Annotated in this window: 21 protein-coding genes; 20 read left to right on the top strand and 1 reads right to left on the bottom strand. The window is 62.3% G+C overall.

What is annotated here, in order from left to right; translation table 11 throughout:
• Window positions 1–117 precede the first annotated feature (117 nt).
• Together AC0L3A_RS16555 and AC0L3A_RS16550 are read left to right on the top strand one after the other, a co-directional pair.
• Entirely contained in the window at window positions 118–2178 is a 2061-nt protein-coding gene (locus tag AC0L3A_RS16555) for an FAD-dependent oxidoreductase (protein ID WP_473254768.1), read from the top strand.
• A gap of 132 nt (window positions 2179–2310) precedes the next feature.
• Window positions 2311–4332 (top strand): ABC transporter ATP-binding protein, encoded by a 2022-nt coding sequence (locus tag AC0L3A_RS16550; RefSeq protein WP_473254767.1) that lies wholly within the window; start codon window positions 2311–2313, stop codon window positions 4330–4332.
• Here AC0L3A_RS16550 and AC0L3A_RS16545 read toward each other — a convergent pair.
• Window positions 4260–5498: an FAD-dependent oxidoreductase gene (locus tag AC0L3A_RS16545; RefSeq protein WP_473254766.1), complete on the bottom strand. Its 1239-nt coding sequence runs from the start codon at window positions 5496–5498 to the stop codon at window positions 4260–4262. The genes AC0L3A_RS16550 and AC0L3A_RS16545 overlap by 73 nt on opposite strands.
• 640 nt (window positions 5499–6138) lie before the next feature.
• On the opposite strand from AC0L3A_RS16545, the gene rpsL reads away from it, so the two are divergent.
• The 18 genes from rpsL (at window position 6139) to rplE (ending at window position 16923) form a co-directional block, all read left to right on the top strand.
• Complete coding sequence (rpsL, locus tag AC0L3A_RS16540; RefSeq protein WP_007603006.1) at window positions 6139–6510, top strand: 30S ribosomal protein S12; 372 nt, start codon at window positions 6139–6141, stop codon at window positions 6508–6510.
• Window positions 6511–6525: 15 nt separating this feature from the next.
• On the top strand, window positions 6526–6996 hold the full coding sequence (rpsG, locus tag AC0L3A_RS16535; RefSeq protein WP_007603009.1) for a 30S ribosomal protein S7: 471 nt from the start codon (window positions 6526–6528) through the stop codon (window positions 6994–6996).
• 30 nt (window positions 6997–7026) lie between these two features.
• Window positions 7027–9099 (top strand): elongation factor G, encoded by a 2073-nt coding sequence (gene fusA, locus AC0L3A_RS16530; protein WP_007603010.1) that lies wholly within the window; start codon window positions 7027–7029, stop codon window positions 9097–9099.
• A gap of 40 nt (window positions 9100–9139) precedes the next feature.
• Window positions 9140–10330 carry an elongation factor Tu gene (gene tuf / locus AC0L3A_RS16525; RefSeq protein WP_007603012.1) on the top strand — a complete coding sequence of 397 codons (1191 nt, stop codon included), beginning with the start codon at window positions 9140–9142 and terminating at the stop codon, window positions 10328–10330.
• An 82-nt stretch (window positions 10331–10412) separates the two neighbouring features.
• Complete coding sequence (gene rpsJ, locus AC0L3A_RS16520; RefSeq protein ID WP_002712302.1) at window positions 10413–10721, top strand: 30S ribosomal protein S10; 309 nt, start codon at window positions 10413–10415, stop codon at window positions 10719–10721.
• Window positions 10722–10774: 53 nt separating this feature from the next.
• Window positions 10775–11488 (top strand): 50S ribosomal protein L3, encoded by a 714-nt coding sequence (rplC, locus tag AC0L3A_RS16515; RefSeq protein WP_007603016.1) that lies wholly within the window; start codon window positions 10775–10777, stop codon window positions 11486–11488.
• Between the two features lies 1 nt (window position 11489).
• Window positions 11490–12110, top strand: coding sequence for a 50S ribosomal protein L4 (gene rplD, locus AC0L3A_RS16510; protein ID WP_007603018.1), 621 nt, complete (start codon window positions 11490–11492; stop codon window positions 12108–12110).
• Complete coding sequence (locus tag AC0L3A_RS16505) at window positions 12107–12409, top strand: 50S ribosomal protein L23 (protein WP_007603019.1); 303 nt, start codon at window positions 12107–12109, stop codon at window positions 12407–12409. Before rplD ends, AC0L3A_RS16505 begins: the two co-directional genes overlap by 4 nt.
• A gap of 12 nt (window positions 12410–12421) precedes the next feature.
• Window positions 12422–13255, top strand: a complete 834-nt coding sequence (gene rplB, locus AC0L3A_RS16500; protein ID WP_007603020.1) for a 50S ribosomal protein L2 — start codon at window positions 12422–12424, stop codon at window positions 13253–13255.
• Between the two features lie 12 nt (window positions 13256–13267).
• Window positions 13268–13546 (top strand): 30S ribosomal protein S19, encoded by a 279-nt coding sequence (gene rpsS, locus AC0L3A_RS16495; RefSeq protein ID WP_007603021.1) that lies wholly within the window; start codon window positions 13268–13270, stop codon window positions 13544–13546.
• A 10-nt stretch (window positions 13547–13556) separates the two neighbouring features.
• Window positions 13557–13943 carry a 50S ribosomal protein L22 gene (gene rplV / locus AC0L3A_RS16490; protein WP_007603022.1) on the top strand — a complete coding sequence of 129 codons (387 nt, stop codon included), beginning with the start codon at window positions 13557–13559 and terminating at the stop codon, window positions 13941–13943.
• 18 nt (window positions 13944–13961) lie between these two features.
• Entirely contained in the window at window positions 13962–14687 is a 726-nt protein-coding gene (rpsC, locus tag AC0L3A_RS16485; protein WP_007603023.1) for a 30S ribosomal protein S3, read from the top strand.
• 32 nt (window positions 14688–14719) lie between these two features.
• Window positions 14720–15133: a 50S ribosomal protein L16 gene (gene rplP / locus AC0L3A_RS16480; protein WP_007603024.1), complete on the top strand. Its 414-nt coding sequence runs from the start codon at window positions 14720–14722 to the stop codon at window positions 15131–15133.
• Between the two features lie 5 nt (window positions 15134–15138).
• A complete protein-coding gene (gene rpmC / locus AC0L3A_RS16475; RefSeq protein WP_007603026.1) occupies window positions 15139–15345 on the top strand; it encodes a 50S ribosomal protein L29 in 207 nt (68 codons plus the stop codon).
• A gap of 13 nt (window positions 15346–15358) precedes the next feature.
• Window positions 15359–15607, top strand: a complete 249-nt coding sequence (gene rpsQ, locus AC0L3A_RS16470; protein WP_007603028.1) for a 30S ribosomal protein S17 — start codon at window positions 15359–15361, stop codon at window positions 15605–15607.
• 83 nt (window positions 15608–15690) lie between these two features.
• A complete protein-coding gene (gene rplN / locus AC0L3A_RS16465) occupies window positions 15691–16059 on the top strand; it encodes a 50S ribosomal protein L14 (RefSeq protein WP_007603030.1) in 369 nt (122 codons plus the stop codon).
• Window positions 16059–16373: a 50S ribosomal protein L24 gene (gene rplX / locus AC0L3A_RS16460; protein WP_007603031.1), complete on the top strand. Its 315-nt coding sequence runs from the start codon at window positions 16059–16061 to the stop codon at window positions 16371–16373. Before rplN ends, rplX begins: the two co-directional genes overlap by 1 nt.
• A complete protein-coding gene (gene rplE / locus AC0L3A_RS16455) occupies window positions 16366–16923 on the top strand; it encodes a 50S ribosomal protein L5 (protein WP_007603032.1) in 558 nt (185 codons plus the stop codon). Before rplX ends, rplE begins: the two co-directional genes overlap by 8 nt.
• Window positions 16924–16959: the final 36 nt, after the last annotated feature.

Below are 16959 nucleotides of genomic sequence, written 5' to 3'. Positions count from 1 at the left end.
GTTGCGGTGCAGGATCAACCTTTGTTCATCTTTCCTTCAGGCGCAAAAGCGCTTCTGCTAGGAGAGCTTAGACCGGTGGTCCCGTGAAGGGGGCGGGCCGGAGACCACGGAATTCTCATGCTTGATCTCGCAATCGTAGGCGGCGGCCCCGGCGGGCTGATGAGCGCTTGGTATCTGAAGCGCAAGCTCGGCGACCTCTGCCGCGTCACCATCTACGAGGCATCCGACCGGCTCGGCGGCAAGATCGTCACGCGCAAATTCGATTCCGCGCCCGCGATGTACGAGGCCGGCGTTGCCGAGATCTACGACTACTCGATGACCGGGCCGGATCCGTTGCGCGAGTTGATCCAGCATTTCGGCCTGCAGACCATTCCGATGGATGCCGAGCAGGTCCAGTTCGGCGGCGAACTCCTCAACGACGTCGCGGGCATGCGCCGCAAATATGGTGCCAAGACCGCGGCTGCGATCGAGGCGTTCCGTAAGCGCTGCGCCGAGGCGATGACGCCGATCGAGTATTACGAGGGCGTCGGCGCGCACGACAACGAGAATCCCTGGGCCTACAAGACCGCCGAACAGGTGCTCGACGAGGAGGTCGAGGACGAGACCGCAAAGCGATTCTTCAAGGTGATGGCGCGCTCGGACCTCGCGACCGAGAGCCACAACACCAACGGGCTCAACGCGCTCAAGAACTACCTGATGGATGTCGACGGCTATATCGGCCTCTATTCCATCCAGAACGGTAACGAGCAGCTCATCGAGTGCCTCCAGTCGGAGGTCAATGCCGACATCCAGCTCAATCACCGAATCCTCACGGTCGGCAAGGCGCCGACCGGTCGCTATCAACTCAAGATGATGAACGGCAAGGGGCCAGAGACGCGCGACTTCGACCTTGTGCTGGTCTGTCTGCCGCATTCCTGGCTCGGAACCGTCGGCTGGGAGGGCGAACAGCTCCGCAAGTCGATGGTCAAGCACGTCTCGTACTTCGACCGTCCTGCGCACTATTTGCGGGTCTCGATTCTGTTCGACAAGCCGTTCTGGGGCGACAAGATCGCCGGCGCCTGGTTCATGTCGGAGGCCTTTGGCGGTTGCTGCGTCTATAACGAGGGCGCGCGCCATGATGTGGGCAAGCACGGCGTGCTGAACTGGCTGATTCCGGGCTCCGACGCGCTGGCGTTCGCGAATCTCTCCGACCAGGAGCTGATCGATGCCGCGCTGAAATCGCTGCCGGCATTGCTCGGCGATGCACGCGCGCATTTCATGGAAGGCAAGATCCACCGCTGGTTGTCGTCGGTGAATGCGATTCCGGGCGGCTTGCCCGTGCGCGACGTCATGACCAATCACCGCCCCGAGCCGAAGGAACATCCCGGAATCGTGGTGGTCGGCGACTATCTGTTCGACTCGACGCTGAACGGCCTGCTCGATTCCTCGGACGCGGCGACCGACATCATCTTGACCGAGATGATGCGCCTGCGCCGCGAGCGTTCGCAGGACGACAAGCCGCTCTCGGACAAGATCGATCGCGATTATTTTGACAATTATCGCGGCCAGGGTCCTTACAGCGAAGTGTGGCAACACTTCACCGATCCCGACTATCTCACAAAACTGATCGGCATCGTCTGGGGCAAAACCAAAGGCACGAAGCTATTGATCGCGGGCTCGGCCAGCGGCGAGGTTGTCGGCGCGCTGCGCGACCGCGGTATCGATGCCTTCGGCATCGAGAACAACCGCACCATTCACGCCAGAACGCCGAAGGCGCTGAAGAAGTACAACAAGCTCGGTTCGATCACCGCCATGCCGTTCAAAGACGGTGCGTTCGACTTCGTGTTCGAGACCAGCCTCTGCCATGTTTCCCCGAAGCAGGTGGTCCGTGCGATCAGGGAGCTGAACCGTGTGGTCAAGACCGGGCTCGTGTTCGGCTCGATCACCTCGGACATGGCGCCGGCACTGATCGACCGCTACGACCTTCTGCGCGGCGTCAAGAAGCTCGGCACCTGGTGGGAATGGTCCGAACTGTTCTTCGGCAACGGCTTCGAGTTGTCGATGCACCGCAAGGACTGCACCGACGCGCTCTGGGAGACGACGCTCGCCGCCAACAAGGGCCCGGGCCAGTGGTACGCCGACGCCGATTCGTTGCGCTATTCCTTTTTCGACAAGGTCGAGGACGAGGAAGACGACTAGCCGCCTGAAGCGGACGCCTTCGCCAATTGTTTTGCCGAATTCATCCTGATCGCATAGAATCGATGCAATAGCGGTTTCCGCTATTTCCTTCTTTCTCTGCGGTCATGCCGGCCGTCAGCATCGGTTGGTTTCATGGCGTCCAAGCCCCTCCCGCCCGACAAACAGAAGCTCGCCACGGAAGAGGCGGCCGAGCTCGACGACAAGCTTGTCCCTACCGTCAAGCCGGACCTCGAAGACGACGAGGACGATGAAGACGAGGAGGATGACGGGCTGGAGCTCGATGACGACGATGAGGACGAGGACCTCGTCGTCTTTACCGCGCGCGAGGCCGCCGGCGCGCTCGCGACCATCCTGGGCTTCGTCAAACCCTTCCTGGTCAATTACAAGCAGATGCTGTCCTTCGTGGCGTTTGGCGTCTTCGTCGAGACGCTATTCAACGTCATCATGCCGCTCAGCCTGAAGTACCTGATCGACGACGCGCTCGGCGAGGAGGATTTCCAGGCGCTGTACAAGATCCTCGGCGTGCTCGCGGTCGCGGGCATCTTCACCTCGATCGTCGCGGTCTGGTACGAGCGCTGGGATGCGCGGCTCGCGGCGTGCATCATCTCCGACGTCCGCAAACGGCTGTTCGAGCACGTCCAGGACCTGCCGGCGGCCTATTTCGGCCGCACCAAGCGCGGCGAGATCCTGTCGCGCTTCTCCGTTGACCTCGCGGCCTTCGAGGGCTCGGTCAAGACCTTCGCCAACAGCGCGGCATTGCCGTTCCTGGAGTTGATCGCGGGCATCATCCTGATGGTGTTCCTGAACTGGCAGCTCGCGGCGGTTGCGCTGCTGGTGTTTCCGATCACGCTGATCGGTCCCCGCATGCTGACGCCGAAGGCCGTTCAGGCGAACTACGAGCAGAAGCTCAATGAGTCCGCGCTGCTTGGCATGGTGCAGGAGAACGTGGCGGCGCAGGCCGTGATCAAGGCGTTCAGCCTGCAACGCCGGATGTTCGGCTTCTTCACCTTTCGCAACGACGAGACGCGAAACAGGATGGCCTCGGCGGCGTTCCTGTCGACCATGGTAGAGCGGACGGTCACCATCTCGGTGCTGCTCTTGCATCTCGTCGTGCTCGCGATCGGCGCATATCTGGCGACGAAGGGTCAGATCACCATCGGCACCTTCGTCACCTTCGAGAGCGCGTTCTGGGAGGTGTCCTACAACATCGCCCATGTGATGCATTTCATCCCCGTGTCGATCTCCTCGGCAGCCGCGATTCGTCACATGCAGGAGCTGCTCGACGAGCCCACGCGCAGCGCCGATCGTGCCGGCGCGCCCGATCTGCCGCGCATCACCAACGACATCACCTTCGACCACGTGACCTTCCAGTACGAAGGCAGCCAGACGCCGGTGCTGGACAATCTCAGCCTCAAGCTCAATGTCGGCAAGCGCATTGCCATCGTCGGTCCCTCGGGCTCCGGCAAGAGCACGCTGCTGAATCTGATCCTGCGGCTCTATGTGCCGGACGAGGGGCGGGTCACCATCGACGGCGTCGACGTCCGCAAGGTGACGCTGGATTCGCTGCGCCGGAGCATGGCGGTGGTGTTCCAGGAGAACATGCTGTTCAACATGTCGATCCGGGAGAACATACGGCTCGGCAAGGAGGGCGCGACCGACGAGGAGGTGGAGGAGGCGGCCAAGAAGGCCGAGATCCACCGCTACATCATGAGCCTGCCGCAGCGATACGACACGCCGGTGGGCGAGCGCGGCGATACCTTGTCGGGCGGCCAGCGCCAGCGCATTGCGATCGCGCGCGCGGTCATCCGTAATCCCTCCGTGCTGCTGCTGGACGAAGCCACTTCGGCGCTCGACCAGACCACGGAAGCCGCAATCAACCGCACGCTGCTGAAGGTTGCCAAGGGCCGCACCATGATCTGGTCGACCCACCGCCTGACCTCGGTGGTCGAGATGGACGAGATCATCGTGATTTCAGGGGGCAGGGCGATCGAGCGCGGCTCGCATGCCGAGCTGCTCGCCAAGAACGGCACCTATCGCAAGCTGTGGAACGACCAGATCCACCAGCCTCATGGCGCGCCGGCTCACATCGACGAGGACAGCGACGATGACGACGAGGATGAAGACGACCTCGACGAGGACGATGAGGAGGAATGACCGAGAAAGTTCGGCTCCAGATCGAAGGCTCCTCCAAGCGGCCGCAATAGCCCCTGAACCGACCAGGCAATGAAGCGTGCCCAGCGCTGCGCCGTCCAATAGGGGCTCGTCGCAATCGAGACCGAGCGGAAGTCGAACGCCTTCGCCTCCGACCAATCGTCGCACGCCCGCTTGACCGGATCTGCGTAGAAGGTGGCGATCTTGCTTGCATCCATCCCGTCGGAGGCCAGCCACTGGGGGATGTAGAGGTTGCAGAGCCGCTCGACGTCGGTGAAGACCTTGTCGCAGCCGGTGCCGGCGGCAGGGCAGGAGGTCGAGAAGGCATCGCCCACCAGCACGAGGCCGGGTTGGCCGCTGGCATCGTTCACATAGAGATCGACCGGGCGGATTTTCAGCTCACCGGGAATGTCGAATCGTCCGGTGATGCGCTTGAGCCGTGGCAGCGCGGCGTTCAACGTCTCGGCGGGCGCGCGGCGCAGCTCAAGCAGCCAGGGATCGTCGAAGCTGCGGTAGACGAACAGATTGGCGCGCATCCGCGTCCCGATCGGAAAAAGCGTGAGATAGGGGATGCGGTCGCTCGGCCGTTCCGAGAAATAGGTCAGCGCCGGGAAGTCGAACGAGTCCCGTCCCGCGGGCACCACGTCGAACCCGATCGAAATCGAATGGCAGGCACTGACGACTGTTCGGGCAATTCCCAGCTGGTGGCGCAGGCCGACATTGAGGCCGTTGGCGAGCACGACAAGCCGGGCGGAGACCATCTCGTCGTTGGAGAGAGTGACCTTCTGCCGCTCCGTACTTGTCTCGACCGAGACGGCCTTGGCGCAGACGCGCTCGACGCCGGCAGGAATTTCGTCGCGGACAGCGTTGACGAGGGAATCGTAGAGGATGTTGAACTGCCGGCTTGGCGCCTTGTCGAGAAGACGGCCGAAGCGCGCGATCCAGTTCTCACCAACAAAGGTCGCGCGGCGCAGCACCGATTCGGCGATTCCCGTCTGCAGGAATCGCCCGACCTGCACGTGGCCGCTCAGTTTTTCGACTCGAAAGTCCGCAGAATAGCTCTCATGCGGATCGATCAGGATGGTCGAAATGCCGCTACGGCCGAGCATCGCGGCGGCGGTCGAGCCGGACAATCCCCCGCCGATAATGGCAATGTCGGTGTACCGCATGGTGCCAATCCCTGCCCAAGGCGGTACATTGGCGCCCCAACAGGAAAGAAAGCCTTAGCCAAAGGTCATAAAAGTATATTTAACCCGGGTATAAATTGGATTCGAGGTGGCGGAACGCGCTCTTCATTTCCATGTCGCGAAGGCGCAGCGAGCGGCCCAGGAAGCGATTTCGGCAGGCGCGGGAAGCGCTTCTGACTGACGTTTCGCCTTGACTTGACCGACTCCCACTTATAGAACCCCCTCACTTAACGACAGGCGGTGAGCATCGCCAACGTCGGAACGGGCCACCTGTTTGATCCCCTGGGATCGCCAAGACAGGCACCAACCTCGACGAATGCCGCTCAAACGCTGTCGATCATAGCTAGGCAATGCCAGTGCGATTTTAGGTCTCGTGAGCATGTTCTCTCGAGATCGAATTCGGATGCATGACCTCGGTGCGCGGACCGCAGCTTCAAGCTGACCGGTTCAACTACTGCGGTCCTCTGTGGCGTCGAAGCGCTTTCCGCCCGTTAATGGGTGGTTGGCGCGATTTCGCTTTGTGCGGATTGTTCCGCGCAAGGTGGCCTCGTCGGGCGGGTAGCTCGAAAGAATTTGCGGACCCGGTGACGGGCCGCGGCAGAACACAAAGGGTAATGCCAGGATGCCGACGATCAACCAGCTGATCGCTCAACCGCGGGAAGTGCAGAAGTCGCGCAAGAAGGTGCCGGCGCTGCAGCAGTCGCCGCAGAAGCGCGGTGTTTGCACGCGCGTTTACACCACGACCCCGAAGAAGCCGAACTCGGCGCTTCGTAAGGTTGCCAAGGTGCGCCTGACCAACGGCTTCGAGGTGATCGGCTACATCCCCGGTGAGGGCCATAACCTCCAGGAGCACTCGGTGGTCATGATCCGCGGCGGTCGCGTCAAGGACTTGCCCGGCGTGCGCTACCACATCCTCCGCGGCGTCCTGGATACCCAGGGCGTCAAGAACCGTAAGCAGCGCCGTTCGAAGTACGGCGCCAAGCGTCCGAAGTAAGCGGGAACCAGGTCCATGTCTCGTCGCCATTCTGCCGAAAAGCGCGAAGTCCTTCCCGATCCGAAGTTCGGGAATATCATCGTCACGAAGTTCATGAATTCGGTGATGTACGCCGGAAAGAAGTCGGTCGCCGAAGGCATCGTCTACGGCGCGTTCGGCCTCATCGAAAGCAAGACCAAGCAGAACCCGCTCGGCGTGTTCGAGCAGGCACTCGAGAACGTCATGCCGACGATCGAAGTGCGCTCCCGCCGCGTCGGCGGCGCGACCTATCAGGTTCCGGTCGAAGTTCGCTCGGTGCGCCGTCAGGCGCTGGGCATTCGCTGGTTGATCTCGGCTGCGCGTGACCGCAACGAGAAGACGATGACCGAGCGGCTCTCTGCGGAGCTCCTGGACGCGTCGAACAACCGGGGTAACGCCGTCAAGAAGCGCGAAGACGTGCACCGGATGGCGGAAGCCAACCGCGCCTTCTCGCACTATCGCTGGTAACGGCGACACACGGAATCTAAGGAACACTCCATGCCCCGCGTTCATGCCATAGAGAACTACCGTAACTTCGGTATCATGGCGCATATCGATGCCGGCAAGACCACGACCACCGAGCGCATCCTCTATTATACCGGCAAGAGCCACAAAATCGGCGAAGTGCACGAAGGTGCCGCGACGATGGACTGGATGGAGCAGGAGCAGGAGCGCGGCATTACGATTACGTCGGCCGCGACCACCGCGTTCTGGGAAGGCAAGCGTCTCAACATCATCGACACTCCCGGCCACGTCGACTTCACCATCGAAGTCGAGCGCAGCTTGCGCGTGCTCGACGGCGCCGTGTGCGTGCTCGACTCGAACCAGGGCGTCGAGCCCCAGACCGAGACGGTCTGGCGCCAGGGCGACAAGTACAAAGTTCCGCGCATCGTCTTCGCCAACAAGATGGATAAGACCGGCGCCGACTTCTACAAGTGCATGCAGGACATTATCGATCGTCTCGGCGCAAAGCCGATCGCGATCCAACTTCCGATCGGTTCCGAGAACAACTTCAAGGGTCTGGTCGATCTCGTTCGCATGAAGGGCGTGATCTGGGAAGAAGAGAAGCTCGACGCCAAGTTCGTGGACATCGATATTCCCGAGGACATGGTCGAGAAGGCCAAGGAATATCGCGAGAAGCTGCTGGAAGCCGCCGTCGAGCTCGACGACGAAGTTCTCGCCGCTTACCTCGACGGCAAGGAGCCCGATGAGGCGACGTTGAAGCGCTTGATCCGCAAGGCCGTGCTGACTGGCGCGTTCTTCCCGGTGTTGTGCGGCTCGGCGTTCAAGAACAAGGGCGTGCAGCCTTTGCTCGACGCGGTCGTGGATTATCTGCCGTCGCCGGTTGACGTGCCCGCCATCAAGGGCGTCGATGAAGACGGCAACGAGGTGGTTCGCCTGCCGGACGACAAGGAGCCGCTGGCTCTGTTGGCCTTCAAGATCATGGACGACCCGTTCGTCGGCACCATCACCTTCTGCCGCATCTATTCCGGCACGCTGCTGTCGGGTACCGGCGTCATCAATTCGACGCGCGACCGCAAGGAGCGCATTGGTCGCATGTTGCTGATGCATGCGAACAACCGCGAAGACATCAAGGAAGCCTATGCCGGCGACATCGTTGCGCTGGCTGGCCTGAAGGAAGCGCGCACCGGTGACACGCTGTGCGATCCCGACAAGGCGGTGATCCTCGAAAAGATGGAATTCCCCGAGCCGGTCATCGAGATCGCGATCGAGCCCAAGTCCAAGGCCGACCAGGAAAAGCTCGGTGTGGCGCTGGCGAAGCTCGCTGCGGAGGATCCGTCCTTCCGCGTGTCGACCGACCAGGAGTCCGGCCAGACCATCCTCAAGGGAATGGGCGAGCTCCATCTCGACATCAAGGTCGACATTCTCCGCCGCACCTACAAGGTCGATGCCAACATCGGCGCGCCACAGGTGGCGTTCCGTGAGCGCGTCACCAAGAGGGCCGAGGTCAAGTACACCCACAAGAAGCAGACCGGCGGTACCGGTCAGTTCGCGGAAGTGTCGATCGTGGTCGAGCCGAACGAGCCCGGCAAGGGTTACGAGTTCGAATCCAAGATCGTCGGCGGTGCGGTTCCCAAGGAATACATCCCCGGCGTCGAAAAGGGCCTCAACAGCGTGATGGGCTCTGGTGTCGTCGCGGGCTTCCCCGTGGTCGACGTCAAGGTTCAGCTCGTCGACGGCAAGTATCACGACGTCGACTCGTCGGCGCTCGCCTTCGAAATCGCTTCGCGTGCTGCATTCCGCGAAGCCTTGCAGAAGGGCAAGTCCGTCCTGCTCGAGCCGATCATGAAGGTCGAAGTGGTGACCCCGGAAGATTACACCGGCTCCGTCATCGGCGACCTGAATTCCCGGCGCGGTCAGATCCAGGGCCAGGACATGCGCGGCAACGCCAACGTCATCAACGCGATGGTGCCGCTCATGAACATGTTCGGTTACGTGAATAACCTGCGCTCGATGAGCCAGGGTCGCGCAACCTTCACCATGCAGTTCGACCACTACGCAGAAGCGCCGGCCAACGTGTCGGCAGAAGTCCAGAAGAAGTTTGCCTGATTGTCGTCGGTCTCGAACTGACGATTGAACGGAGAGTCAAATGGCCAAAGCAAAGTTTGAACGTAACAAGCCGCACTGCAATATCGGCACCATCGGTCACGTCGACCATGGCAAGACGTCGCTGACCGCGGCGATCACCAAGGTCCTCGCCGAAGCCGGCGGTGCGACGTTCACGGCGTACGACCAGATCGACAAGGCGCCGGAAGAGAAGGCGCGCGGCATCACGATCTCGACGGCGCACGTCGAATACGAGACCAAGAACCGCCACTACGCGCACGTCGACTGCCCCGGCCACGCCGACTACGTGAAGAACATGATCACCGGCGCTGCCCAGATGGACGGTGCGATCCTGGTCGTGTCGGCCGCTGACGGTCCGATGCCGCAGACCCGCGAGCACATCCTGCTCGCCCGCCAGGTCGGCGTTCCCGCGCTGGTCGTGTTCCTCAACAAGTGCGACATGGTCGACGATCCGGAACTGCTCGAGCTGGTCGAGCTCGAGGTTCGCGAGCTGCTCTCGAAGTACGAATTCCCGGGCGACACCATCCCGATCATCAAGGGCTCGGCGCTCGCCGCCCTCGAAGATTCCGACAAGACGCTCGGCCATGAGGCCATCCTCGAGCTGATGAAGCAGGTCGACGCTTACATTCCGCAGCCGGAGCGTCCGGTCGACCTTCCGTTCCTGATGCCGGTTGAAGACGTGTTCTCTATCTCGGGCCGCGGCACCGTCGTGACCGGCCGTGTCGAGCGCGGTATCGTCAAGGTCGGCGAGGAAATCGAGATCGTCGGCCTGCGCGCCACGCAGAAGACCACGGTTACCGGCGTCGAAATGTTCCGCAAGCTGCTCGATCAGGGCCAGGCCGGCGACAACATCGGTGCGCTGCTTCGTGGTACCAAGCGCGAGGACGTCGAGCGCGGCCAGGTGCTGTGCAAGCCGGGTTCGGTCAAGCCGCACACCAAGTTCAAGGCTGAGGCCTACATCCTCACCAAGGAAGAGGGCGGCCGCCACACCCCGTTCTTCACCAACTACCGTCCGCAGTTCTACTTCCGCACCACCGACGTGACCGGTGTCGTGCATCTGCCGGAAGGTACCGAGATGGTGATGCCGGGCGACAACATCGCGATGGAAGTGCACCTGATCGTGCCGATCGCGATGGAAGAGAAGCTCCGCTTCGCGATCCGCGAAGGCGGCCGCACCGTCGGCGCCGGCGTCGTCGCCTCGATCATCGAGTAATTACGAGAATAGGGATCGGCGAATAGCGAATGTGACATTCGCTATTCGCTATTCGCCACCCCACTGAAGAAAGACCACGGCAATGAACGGCCAAAATATTCGCATCCGTCTCAAGGCGTTCGACCATCGTATCCTCGATACGTCGACCCGCGAGATCGTGAACACGGCGAAGCGCACCGGCGCGCAGGTCCGCGGACCCATTCCGCTGCCCACCCGCATCGAGAAGTTCACCGTCAACCGTTCGCCGCACGTCGACAAGAAGAGCCGCGAGCAGTTCGAGATGCGCACTCACAAGCGCCTGCTCGACATCGTCGACCCGACCCCGCAGACCGTCGATGCTTTGATGAAGCTCGACCTGGCCGCCGGTGTCGACGTCGAGATCAAGCTCTAAGATTTTTGGATCACGTTCGCCACTAGCGGACAGAAAGAACAGGAAGCACGCCGATGCGCTCCGGAGTGATCGCACAAAAGGTCGGGATGACGCGGGTCTTTACAGAGGCCGGCGAACATATCCCCGTGACCGTGCTGAAGCTCGGCAATTGCCAGGTCGTAGGCCACCGCACCGAAGAGAAAAACGGTTATGTCGCGCTCCAGCTTGGTTCTGGCAGCCGCAAGACCGTGTACATGCCCAAGGCGGAGCGCGGCCAGTTCGCGGTCGCCAAGGTCGAGCCGAAGCGGCAGGTCGAGGAATTCCGCGTCTCCGCGGATCAGATGATCCCCGTCGGTGCCGAGATCCTGGCCGACCACTTTGTCGTCGGTCAGTTCGTCGACGTCACCGGTACTTCGGTCGGTAAGGGTTTTGCCGGCGGTATGAAGCGCTGGAACTTCGGCGGTCTGCGCGCCACTCACGGCGTCTCGGTCTCGCACCGTTCGATCGGTTCGACCGGTGGCCGTCAGGATCCGGGCAAGACCTGGAAGAACAAGAAGATGCCCGGTCACATGGGCGTCGACCGCATCACCACGCTCAACCTTCGGGTCGTTCAGCTCGATGTCGAGCGCGGTCTGATCCTCGTCGAAGGCGCCGTTCCCGGTTCCAAGGGCGGCTGGATCCGCGTGCGCGACGCCGTCAAGAAGCCGCTGCCGAAGGAAGCTCCGAAGCCCGGCAAGTTCAAGGTTGCTGGCGAAGCGGACGCTGCTCCGGCTGCGCAGGAGGCGTGAGATGGAATTGAAGGTCACGACCCTCGAAGGTAAGGAAGCCGGCTCGGTCCAGCTTTCCGACACCATTTTCGGCCTCGAGCCGCGCCAGGACATCATTGCACGTTGCGTGCAGTGGCAGCTCAACAAGCGCCAGGCCGGTACGCACAAGGCCAAGGGCCGCGCCGAGATCTGGCGCACCGGCAAGAAGATGTACAAGCAGAAGGGCACCGGTGGTGCTCGTCACGGCTCGGCTCGCGTGCCGCAGTTCCGTGGCGGTGGCCGTGCCTTCGGTCCGGTGGTGCGTTCGCACGCCACCGACCTGCCGAAGAAGGTCCGTGCGCTCGCCCTCAAGCATGCGCTCTCGGCAAAGGCCAAGGACGGCGATCTCATCGTGATCGACAAGGCCGCGCTGGAAGCTGCCAAGACCAAGGCGCTGCTCGGTCATTTCTCCGGTCTGGGTTTGACCAACGCGCTGATCATCGACGGCGCCGAGCTCAACAACGGCTTCGCCGCTGCAGCCCGCAACATCCCGAACATGGACGTGCTGCCGATCCAGGGCATCAACGTCTATGACATCCTGCGCCGTCGGAAGCTTGTTCTGACCAAGGCCGCCATCGATGCGCTGGAGGCGCGCTTCAAATGACGAAGAACATCGAGCCTCGCCACTACGACGTGATCCTGTCGCCGGTCGTGACCGAAAAGGCCACGATCGCCTCAGAGCACAACAAGGTGCTGTTCAAGGTGGCCGCAAAGGCGACCAAGCCGCAGATCAAGGAAGCGATCGAGAAGCTGTTCGACGTCAAGGTCAAGAGTGTCAACACGCTGGTCCGCAAGGGCAAGACCAAGATCTTCCGCGGCAATCTCGGCTCGCAGTCGAACTCCAAGCGCGCGATCGTGACTCTCGAAGAGGGTCACCGGATCGACGTGACCACCGGTCTGTAAGGTCGTACGACGATGGCACTGAAGACATTCAATCCCACGACGCCGGGCCAGCGCCAGCTGGTCATGGTCGATCGTTCGGCCCTCTACAAGGGCAAGCCGGTCAAGGCGCTCACCGAAGGCAAGCACTCCTCTGGCGGCCGCAACAACACCGGTCGCATCACCGTGCGCTTCCGCGGCGGCGGTCATAAGCGGACGTTGCGTACGGTCGATTTCAAGCGTGACAAGGTCGATGCGCCCGCGACGGTCGAGCGGCTGGAATACGATCCGAACCGCACCGCGTTCATCGCGCTGGTCAAGTACGAAGACGGCACCCAGGCCTACATCCTGGCGCCGCAGCGTTTGGCCGTCGGTGATTCCGTCGTCGCCGGCAACTACGTCGACGTGAAGCCGGGCAATGTCATGCCGCTCGGCAACATGCCGGTCGGCACGATCATCCACAACATCGAGGTCAAGATCGGGAAGGGCGGCCAGCTCGCCCGTTCCGCGGGCACCTACGCCCAGCTCGTCGGTCGCGACCAGGACTACGTGATCGTCCGCCTGAACTCGGGCGAACAGCGCCTGGTGCACGGCCGTTGCCGCGCCACGATTGGCGCGGTGTCGAACCCGGATCACATGAACACGTCGATCGGCAAGGCCGGCCGCAACCGTTGGCTGGGCCGCAAGCCGCACAACCGCGGTGTTTCCATGAACCCGATCGACCATCCGCACGGCGGTGGTGAAGGTCGTACCTCGGGCGGTCGCCACCCGGTTACTCCGTGGGGCAAGCCGACCAAGGGCAAGAAGACCCGCTCGAACAAGTCGACCAACAAATTCATTCTCCTAAGCCGCCACAAGCGGAAGAAGTAAGGAACGCCGGACATGGTTCGTTCAGTCTGGAAAGGCCCGTTCGTCGAGGGTTCTCTGCTCAAGAAGGCAGATGCCGCGCGCTCGTCCGGCCGTCACGACGTCATCAAGATCTGGAGCCGTCGCTCGACGATCCTGCCGCAATTCGTCGGCCTGACCTTCGGCGTCTACAACGGTCAGAAGCACGTGCCGGTGGCCGTCAACGAGGAAATGGTCGGTCACAAGTTCGGCGAGTTCTCGCCGACCCGTACCTTCCATGGCCACTCCGGGGACAAGAAAGCCAAGAAGGCTTGAGGATTAAACGATGAGCAAACCTAAGCGCGAACGGAGCCTCGCCGAGAACGAGGCCAAGGCGGTCGCCCGGATGCTGCGGGTGAGCCCGCAGAAGCTCAACCTGGTCGCCCAGCTCATTCGCGGCCGGAAGGCGGCTGCTGCGCTCGCCGACCTGCAGTTTTCGCGCAAGCGGATCGCGGTTGACGTGAAGAAGTGCCTGGAATCGGCTATTGCCAACGCCGAGAACAACCACGACCTCGACGTCGACGATCTCGTCGTGGCGCAGGCCTTCGTCGGCAACGGCCTCGTGATGAAGCGCTTTGCCGCCCGCGGCCGTGGCCGCTCGGGCCGTGTCTACAAACCATTTTCACAGCTGACGATCATCGTTCGTCAGGTCGAAGCCGCAGCAGCGGCTTAAGGGACGCAGGAGAACACGATGGGTCAAAAGATCAATCCGATCGGTCTGCGTCTCGGCATCAACCGGACCTGGGATTCCCGCTGGTACGCCGGCAAGCAGGAATACGGCAAGCTGCTGCACGAGGACGTCAAGATCCGCGAGATCCTGCACAAGGAGCTCAAGCAGGCGGCCGTCGCCCGCATCGTGATCGAGCGTCCGCACAAGAAGTGCCGCGTCACCATCCACTCGGCTCGTCCGGGCGTGGTGATCGGCAAGAAGGGCGCCGACATCGACAAGCTGCGCAAGAAGGTCGCGGACATCACCGCGTCCGACGTCGTCATCAACATCGTCGAAATCCGCAAGCCGGAGCTCGATGCGACGCTGGTGGCCGAGTCGATCGCGCAGCAGCTGGAGCGCCGCGTGGCGTTCCGCCGCGCCATGAAGCGCGCCGTCCAGTCGGCGATGCGTCTCGGCGCGGAAGGCATCCGCATCAACTGCTCGGGACGTCTGGGCGGTGCGGAAATCGCGCGCATGGAGTGGTACCGCGAAGGTCGCGTGCCGCTGCACACGCTGCGCGCAGACATCGACTACGGCGTTGCGACCGCGTTCACGACCTTCGGCACCTGCGGTGTCAAGGTCTGGATCTTCAAGGGCGAGATCCTCGAGCACGATCCGATGGCCCAGGACAAGAGAATGGCCGAAGGTGAGACTGGTGGCGGCGGCGATCGCGGCGGCCGGCAGCGCCGGGACAACGCTGCAGCCTGACGCCAGCACAGAGAATTTGAGGGCTTGAAGCCATGATGCAACCTAAGAAAACGAAGTTCCGGAAGGCGCATAAGGGCCGTATCCACGGCGTTGCGTCTTCGGGCGCGACGTTGGCGTTCGGCCAGTTCGGCCTGAAGGCGACCGAGCCTGAGCGCGTCACCGCGCGCCAGATCGAAGCCGCTCGCCGCGCGCTGACCCGTCACATGAAGCGCGCCGGCCGCGTCTGGATCCGCATATTCCCCGACGTTCCCGTGTCGAAGAAGCCTGCCGAAGTCCGCATGGGTTCCGGCAAGGGCGCGCCGGAATTGTGGGTCGCGCGCGTCAAGCCGGGCCGGGTACTGTTCGAGATCGACGGCGTCAACACCCAGACAGCGCGTGAAGCGCTGACCCTGGCGGCAGCCAAGCTGCCGATCAAGACGCGCTTCGTCGAGCGCATTGCGGAGTAATGGCCATGGCCCAGATGAAAATCGAAGACATCCGCGCGTTGAGCCCCGATCAGCAGGATGACGCCATCCTGAACCTGAAGAAGGAGCGCTTCAACCTGCGCTTCCAGCGCGCCACCGGGCAGCTCGAGAACACCTCGCGCCTGCGCGAGGCCCGCCGTGACATCGCCCGGATCAAGACCGTCGCCGCGCAGACGCGCGCGAAGAAGAAGTAAGAGGCTTACGAAGATGCCGAAACGTACTTTGCAGGGCGTGGTCGTCAGCGACAAGCAAGCCAAGACCATCGTGGTGCGCGTCGATCGCCGCTTTACGCACCCGATCTACAAGAAGACGATCCGCCGTTCGAAGAACTACCACGCGCACGACGAGAGCAACGAGTTCAAGCCGGGCGACATGGTGTGGATCGAGGAATCGAAGCCGATTTCGAAGTTGAAGCGCTGGGTCGTGATCCGGGGCGAACACAAGAAAAGCGCCTGATCTGTTGGCTTTAGCCGACTGACTTCAGGTAAATGTTGAGCGCCGGCTGGGCTGGCGCAAAGAGAAGAGGACGAGGTGCATCAATGATTCAGATGCAGACCAACCTCGACGTGGCCGATAATTCTGGCGCACGCCGTGTCATGTGTATCAAGGTGCTCGGGGGCTCCAAGCGCCGCTACGCCACGATCGGCGACATCATCGTTGTCTCGATCAAGGAAGCGATTCCGCGTGGCAAGGTGAAGAAGGGCGACGTGATGAAGGCCGTCGTGGTGCGCGTCCGCAAGGACATCCGCCGCGCCGACGGTTCGGTCATCCGCTTCGACCGCAACGCCGCCGTTCTGATCAACAATCAGTCCGAGCCGGTCGGTACCCGTATCTTCGGGCCCGTGCCGCGCGAGCTGCGCGCCAAGAACCACATGAAGATCATCTCGCTCGCGCCGGAGGTGCTGTGATGGCTGCGAAGATCCGCAAGGGCGACAAGGTCGTCGTGCTGACCGGCCGCGACAAGGGCCGCACCGGCGAGGTGTTCGAAGTGCGGCCCGACGCCGGTACGGCGCTGGTGCGCGGCATCAACATGGTCAAGCGTCACCAGAAGCAGACGCAGGCCCAGGAGGGCGGCATCATCTCGAAAGAGTCGCCGATCCAACTGTCCAACATCGCGTATGTCGGCAAGGACGGGAAGCCGACCCGCGTCGGATTCAAGATTCTGGCGGACGGCAAGAAGGTCCGCATCGCCAAGAGCTCGGGAGCTGAGATCGATGGCTGAGGCCGCTTACACGCCGCGCCTGCGCGCGGAATACGACGCGAAGATCCGGACGGAAATGACCGAGAAGTTCGGTTATGAGAACGTCATGCAGGTTCCGCGGCTGGACAAGGTCGTGCTGAACATGGGCGTTGGCGATTCCGTCAATGATCGCAAGAAGGCCGAGAACGCCGCTGCGGAATTGACCCAGATCGCCGGCCAGAAGGCGATCGTGACCTATTCGCGCATCGCGATCGCGACCTTCAAGCTGCGTGAGAACCAGCCGATCGGCTGCAAGGTCACGCTGCGCAAGGCCCGCATGTACGAGTTCATCGATCGCCTGGTGACGGTCGCGCTGCCGCGCGTCCGCGACTTCCGCGGCTTGAACCCGAAGAGCTTCGACGGCCGCGGCAACTACTCGCTCGGCCTCAAGGAACACATCATTTTCCCCGAGATCGACTTCGACAAGGTCACGGAATCCCGCGGTATGGACATCACCGTCTGCACCACGGCCAAGACCGACGACGAGGCGAGGGCCTTGTTGACCGCTTTCAATTTCCCGTTCCGGCAGTGAGACGCTGACCTAAAGCCTCTCAAACGCGGATACCCA

It is taken from the genome of Bradyrhizobium sp. MI1.3, from assembly GCF_055811695.1.
Note: the sequence above shows the minus strand (reverse complement) of the source record. Positions and strands in the feature narration are given on the sequence as shown.

Bases quoted from the DNA above. Each gene is read 5' to 3' on its own strand.
- AC0L3A_RS16555 (WP_473254768.1), top strand. From the start codon at position 118: ATGCTTGATCTCGCAATCGTAGGCGGCGGCCCCGGCGGGCTGATGAGC.
- AC0L3A_RS16505 (WP_007603019.1), top strand. From the start codon at position 12,107: ATGACGAAGAACATCGAGCCTCGCCACTACGACGTGATCCTGTCGCCG.
- rpsQ (WP_007603028.1), top strand. From the start codon at position 15,359: ATGCCGAAACGTACTTTGCAGGGCGTGGTCGTCAGCGACAAGCAAGCC.
- AC0L3A_RS16545 (WP_473254766.1), bottom strand. From the start codon at position 5,498: ATGCGGTACACCGACATTGCCATTATCGGCGGGGGATTGTCCGGCTCG.
- rpmC (WP_007603026.1), top strand. From the start codon at position 15,139: ATGGCCCAGATGAAAATCGAAGACATCCGCGCGTTGAGCCCCGATCAG.
- rplD (WP_007603018.1), top strand. From the start codon at position 11,490: ATGGAATTGAAGGTCACGACCCTCGAAGGTAAGGAAGCCGGCTCGGTC.
- rplN (WP_007603030.1), top strand. From the start codon at position 15,691: ATGATTCAGATGCAGACCAACCTCGACGTGGCCGATAATTCTGGCGCA.
- rplE (WP_007603032.1), top strand. From the start codon at position 16,366: ATGGCTGAGGCCGCTTACACGCCGCGCCTGCGCGCGGAATACGACGCG.
- rplB (WP_007603020.1), top strand. From the start codon at position 12,422: ATGGCACTGAAGACATTCAATCCCACGACGCCGGGCCAGCGCCAGCTG.
- tuf (WP_007603012.1), top strand. From the start codon at position 9,140: ATGGCCAAAGCAAAGTTTGAACGTAACAAGCCGCACTGCAATATCGGC.
- rpsC (WP_007603023.1), top strand. From the start codon at position 13,962: ATGGGTCAAAAGATCAATCCGATCGGTCTGCGTCTCGGCATCAACCGG.
- rpsJ (WP_002712302.1), top strand. From the start codon at position 10,413: ATGAACGGCCAAAATATTCGCATCCGTCTCAAGGCGTTCGACCATCGT.
- rpsL (WP_007603006.1), top strand. From the start codon at position 6,139: ATGCCGACGATCAACCAGCTGATCGCTCAACCGCGGGAAGTGCAGAAG.
- rpsG (WP_007603009.1), top strand. From the start codon at position 6,526: ATGTCTCGTCGCCATTCTGCCGAAAAGCGCGAAGTCCTTCCCGATCCG.
- rplP (WP_007603024.1), top strand. From the start codon at position 14,720: ATGATGCAACCTAAGAAAACGAAGTTCCGGAAGGCGCATAAGGGCCGT.
- fusA (WP_007603010.1), top strand. From the start codon at position 7,027: ATGCCCCGCGTTCATGCCATAGAGAACTACCGTAACTTCGGTATCATG.
- rplC (WP_007603016.1), top strand. From the start codon at position 10,775: ATGCGCTCCGGAGTGATCGCACAAAAGGTCGGGATGACGCGGGTCTTT.
- rplV (WP_007603022.1), top strand. From the start codon at position 13,557: ATGAGCAAACCTAAGCGCGAACGGAGCCTCGCCGAGAACGAGGCCAAG.
- rpsS (WP_007603021.1), top strand. From the start codon at position 13,268: ATGGTTCGTTCAGTCTGGAAAGGCCCGTTCGTCGAGGGTTCTCTGCTC.
- rplX (WP_007603031.1), top strand. From the start codon at position 16,059: ATGGCTGCGAAGATCCGCAAGGGCGACAAGGTCGTCGTGCTGACCGGC.
- AC0L3A_RS16550 (WP_473254767.1), top strand. From the start codon at position 2,311: ATGGCGTCCAAGCCCCTCCCGCCCGACAAACAGAAGCTCGCCACGGAA.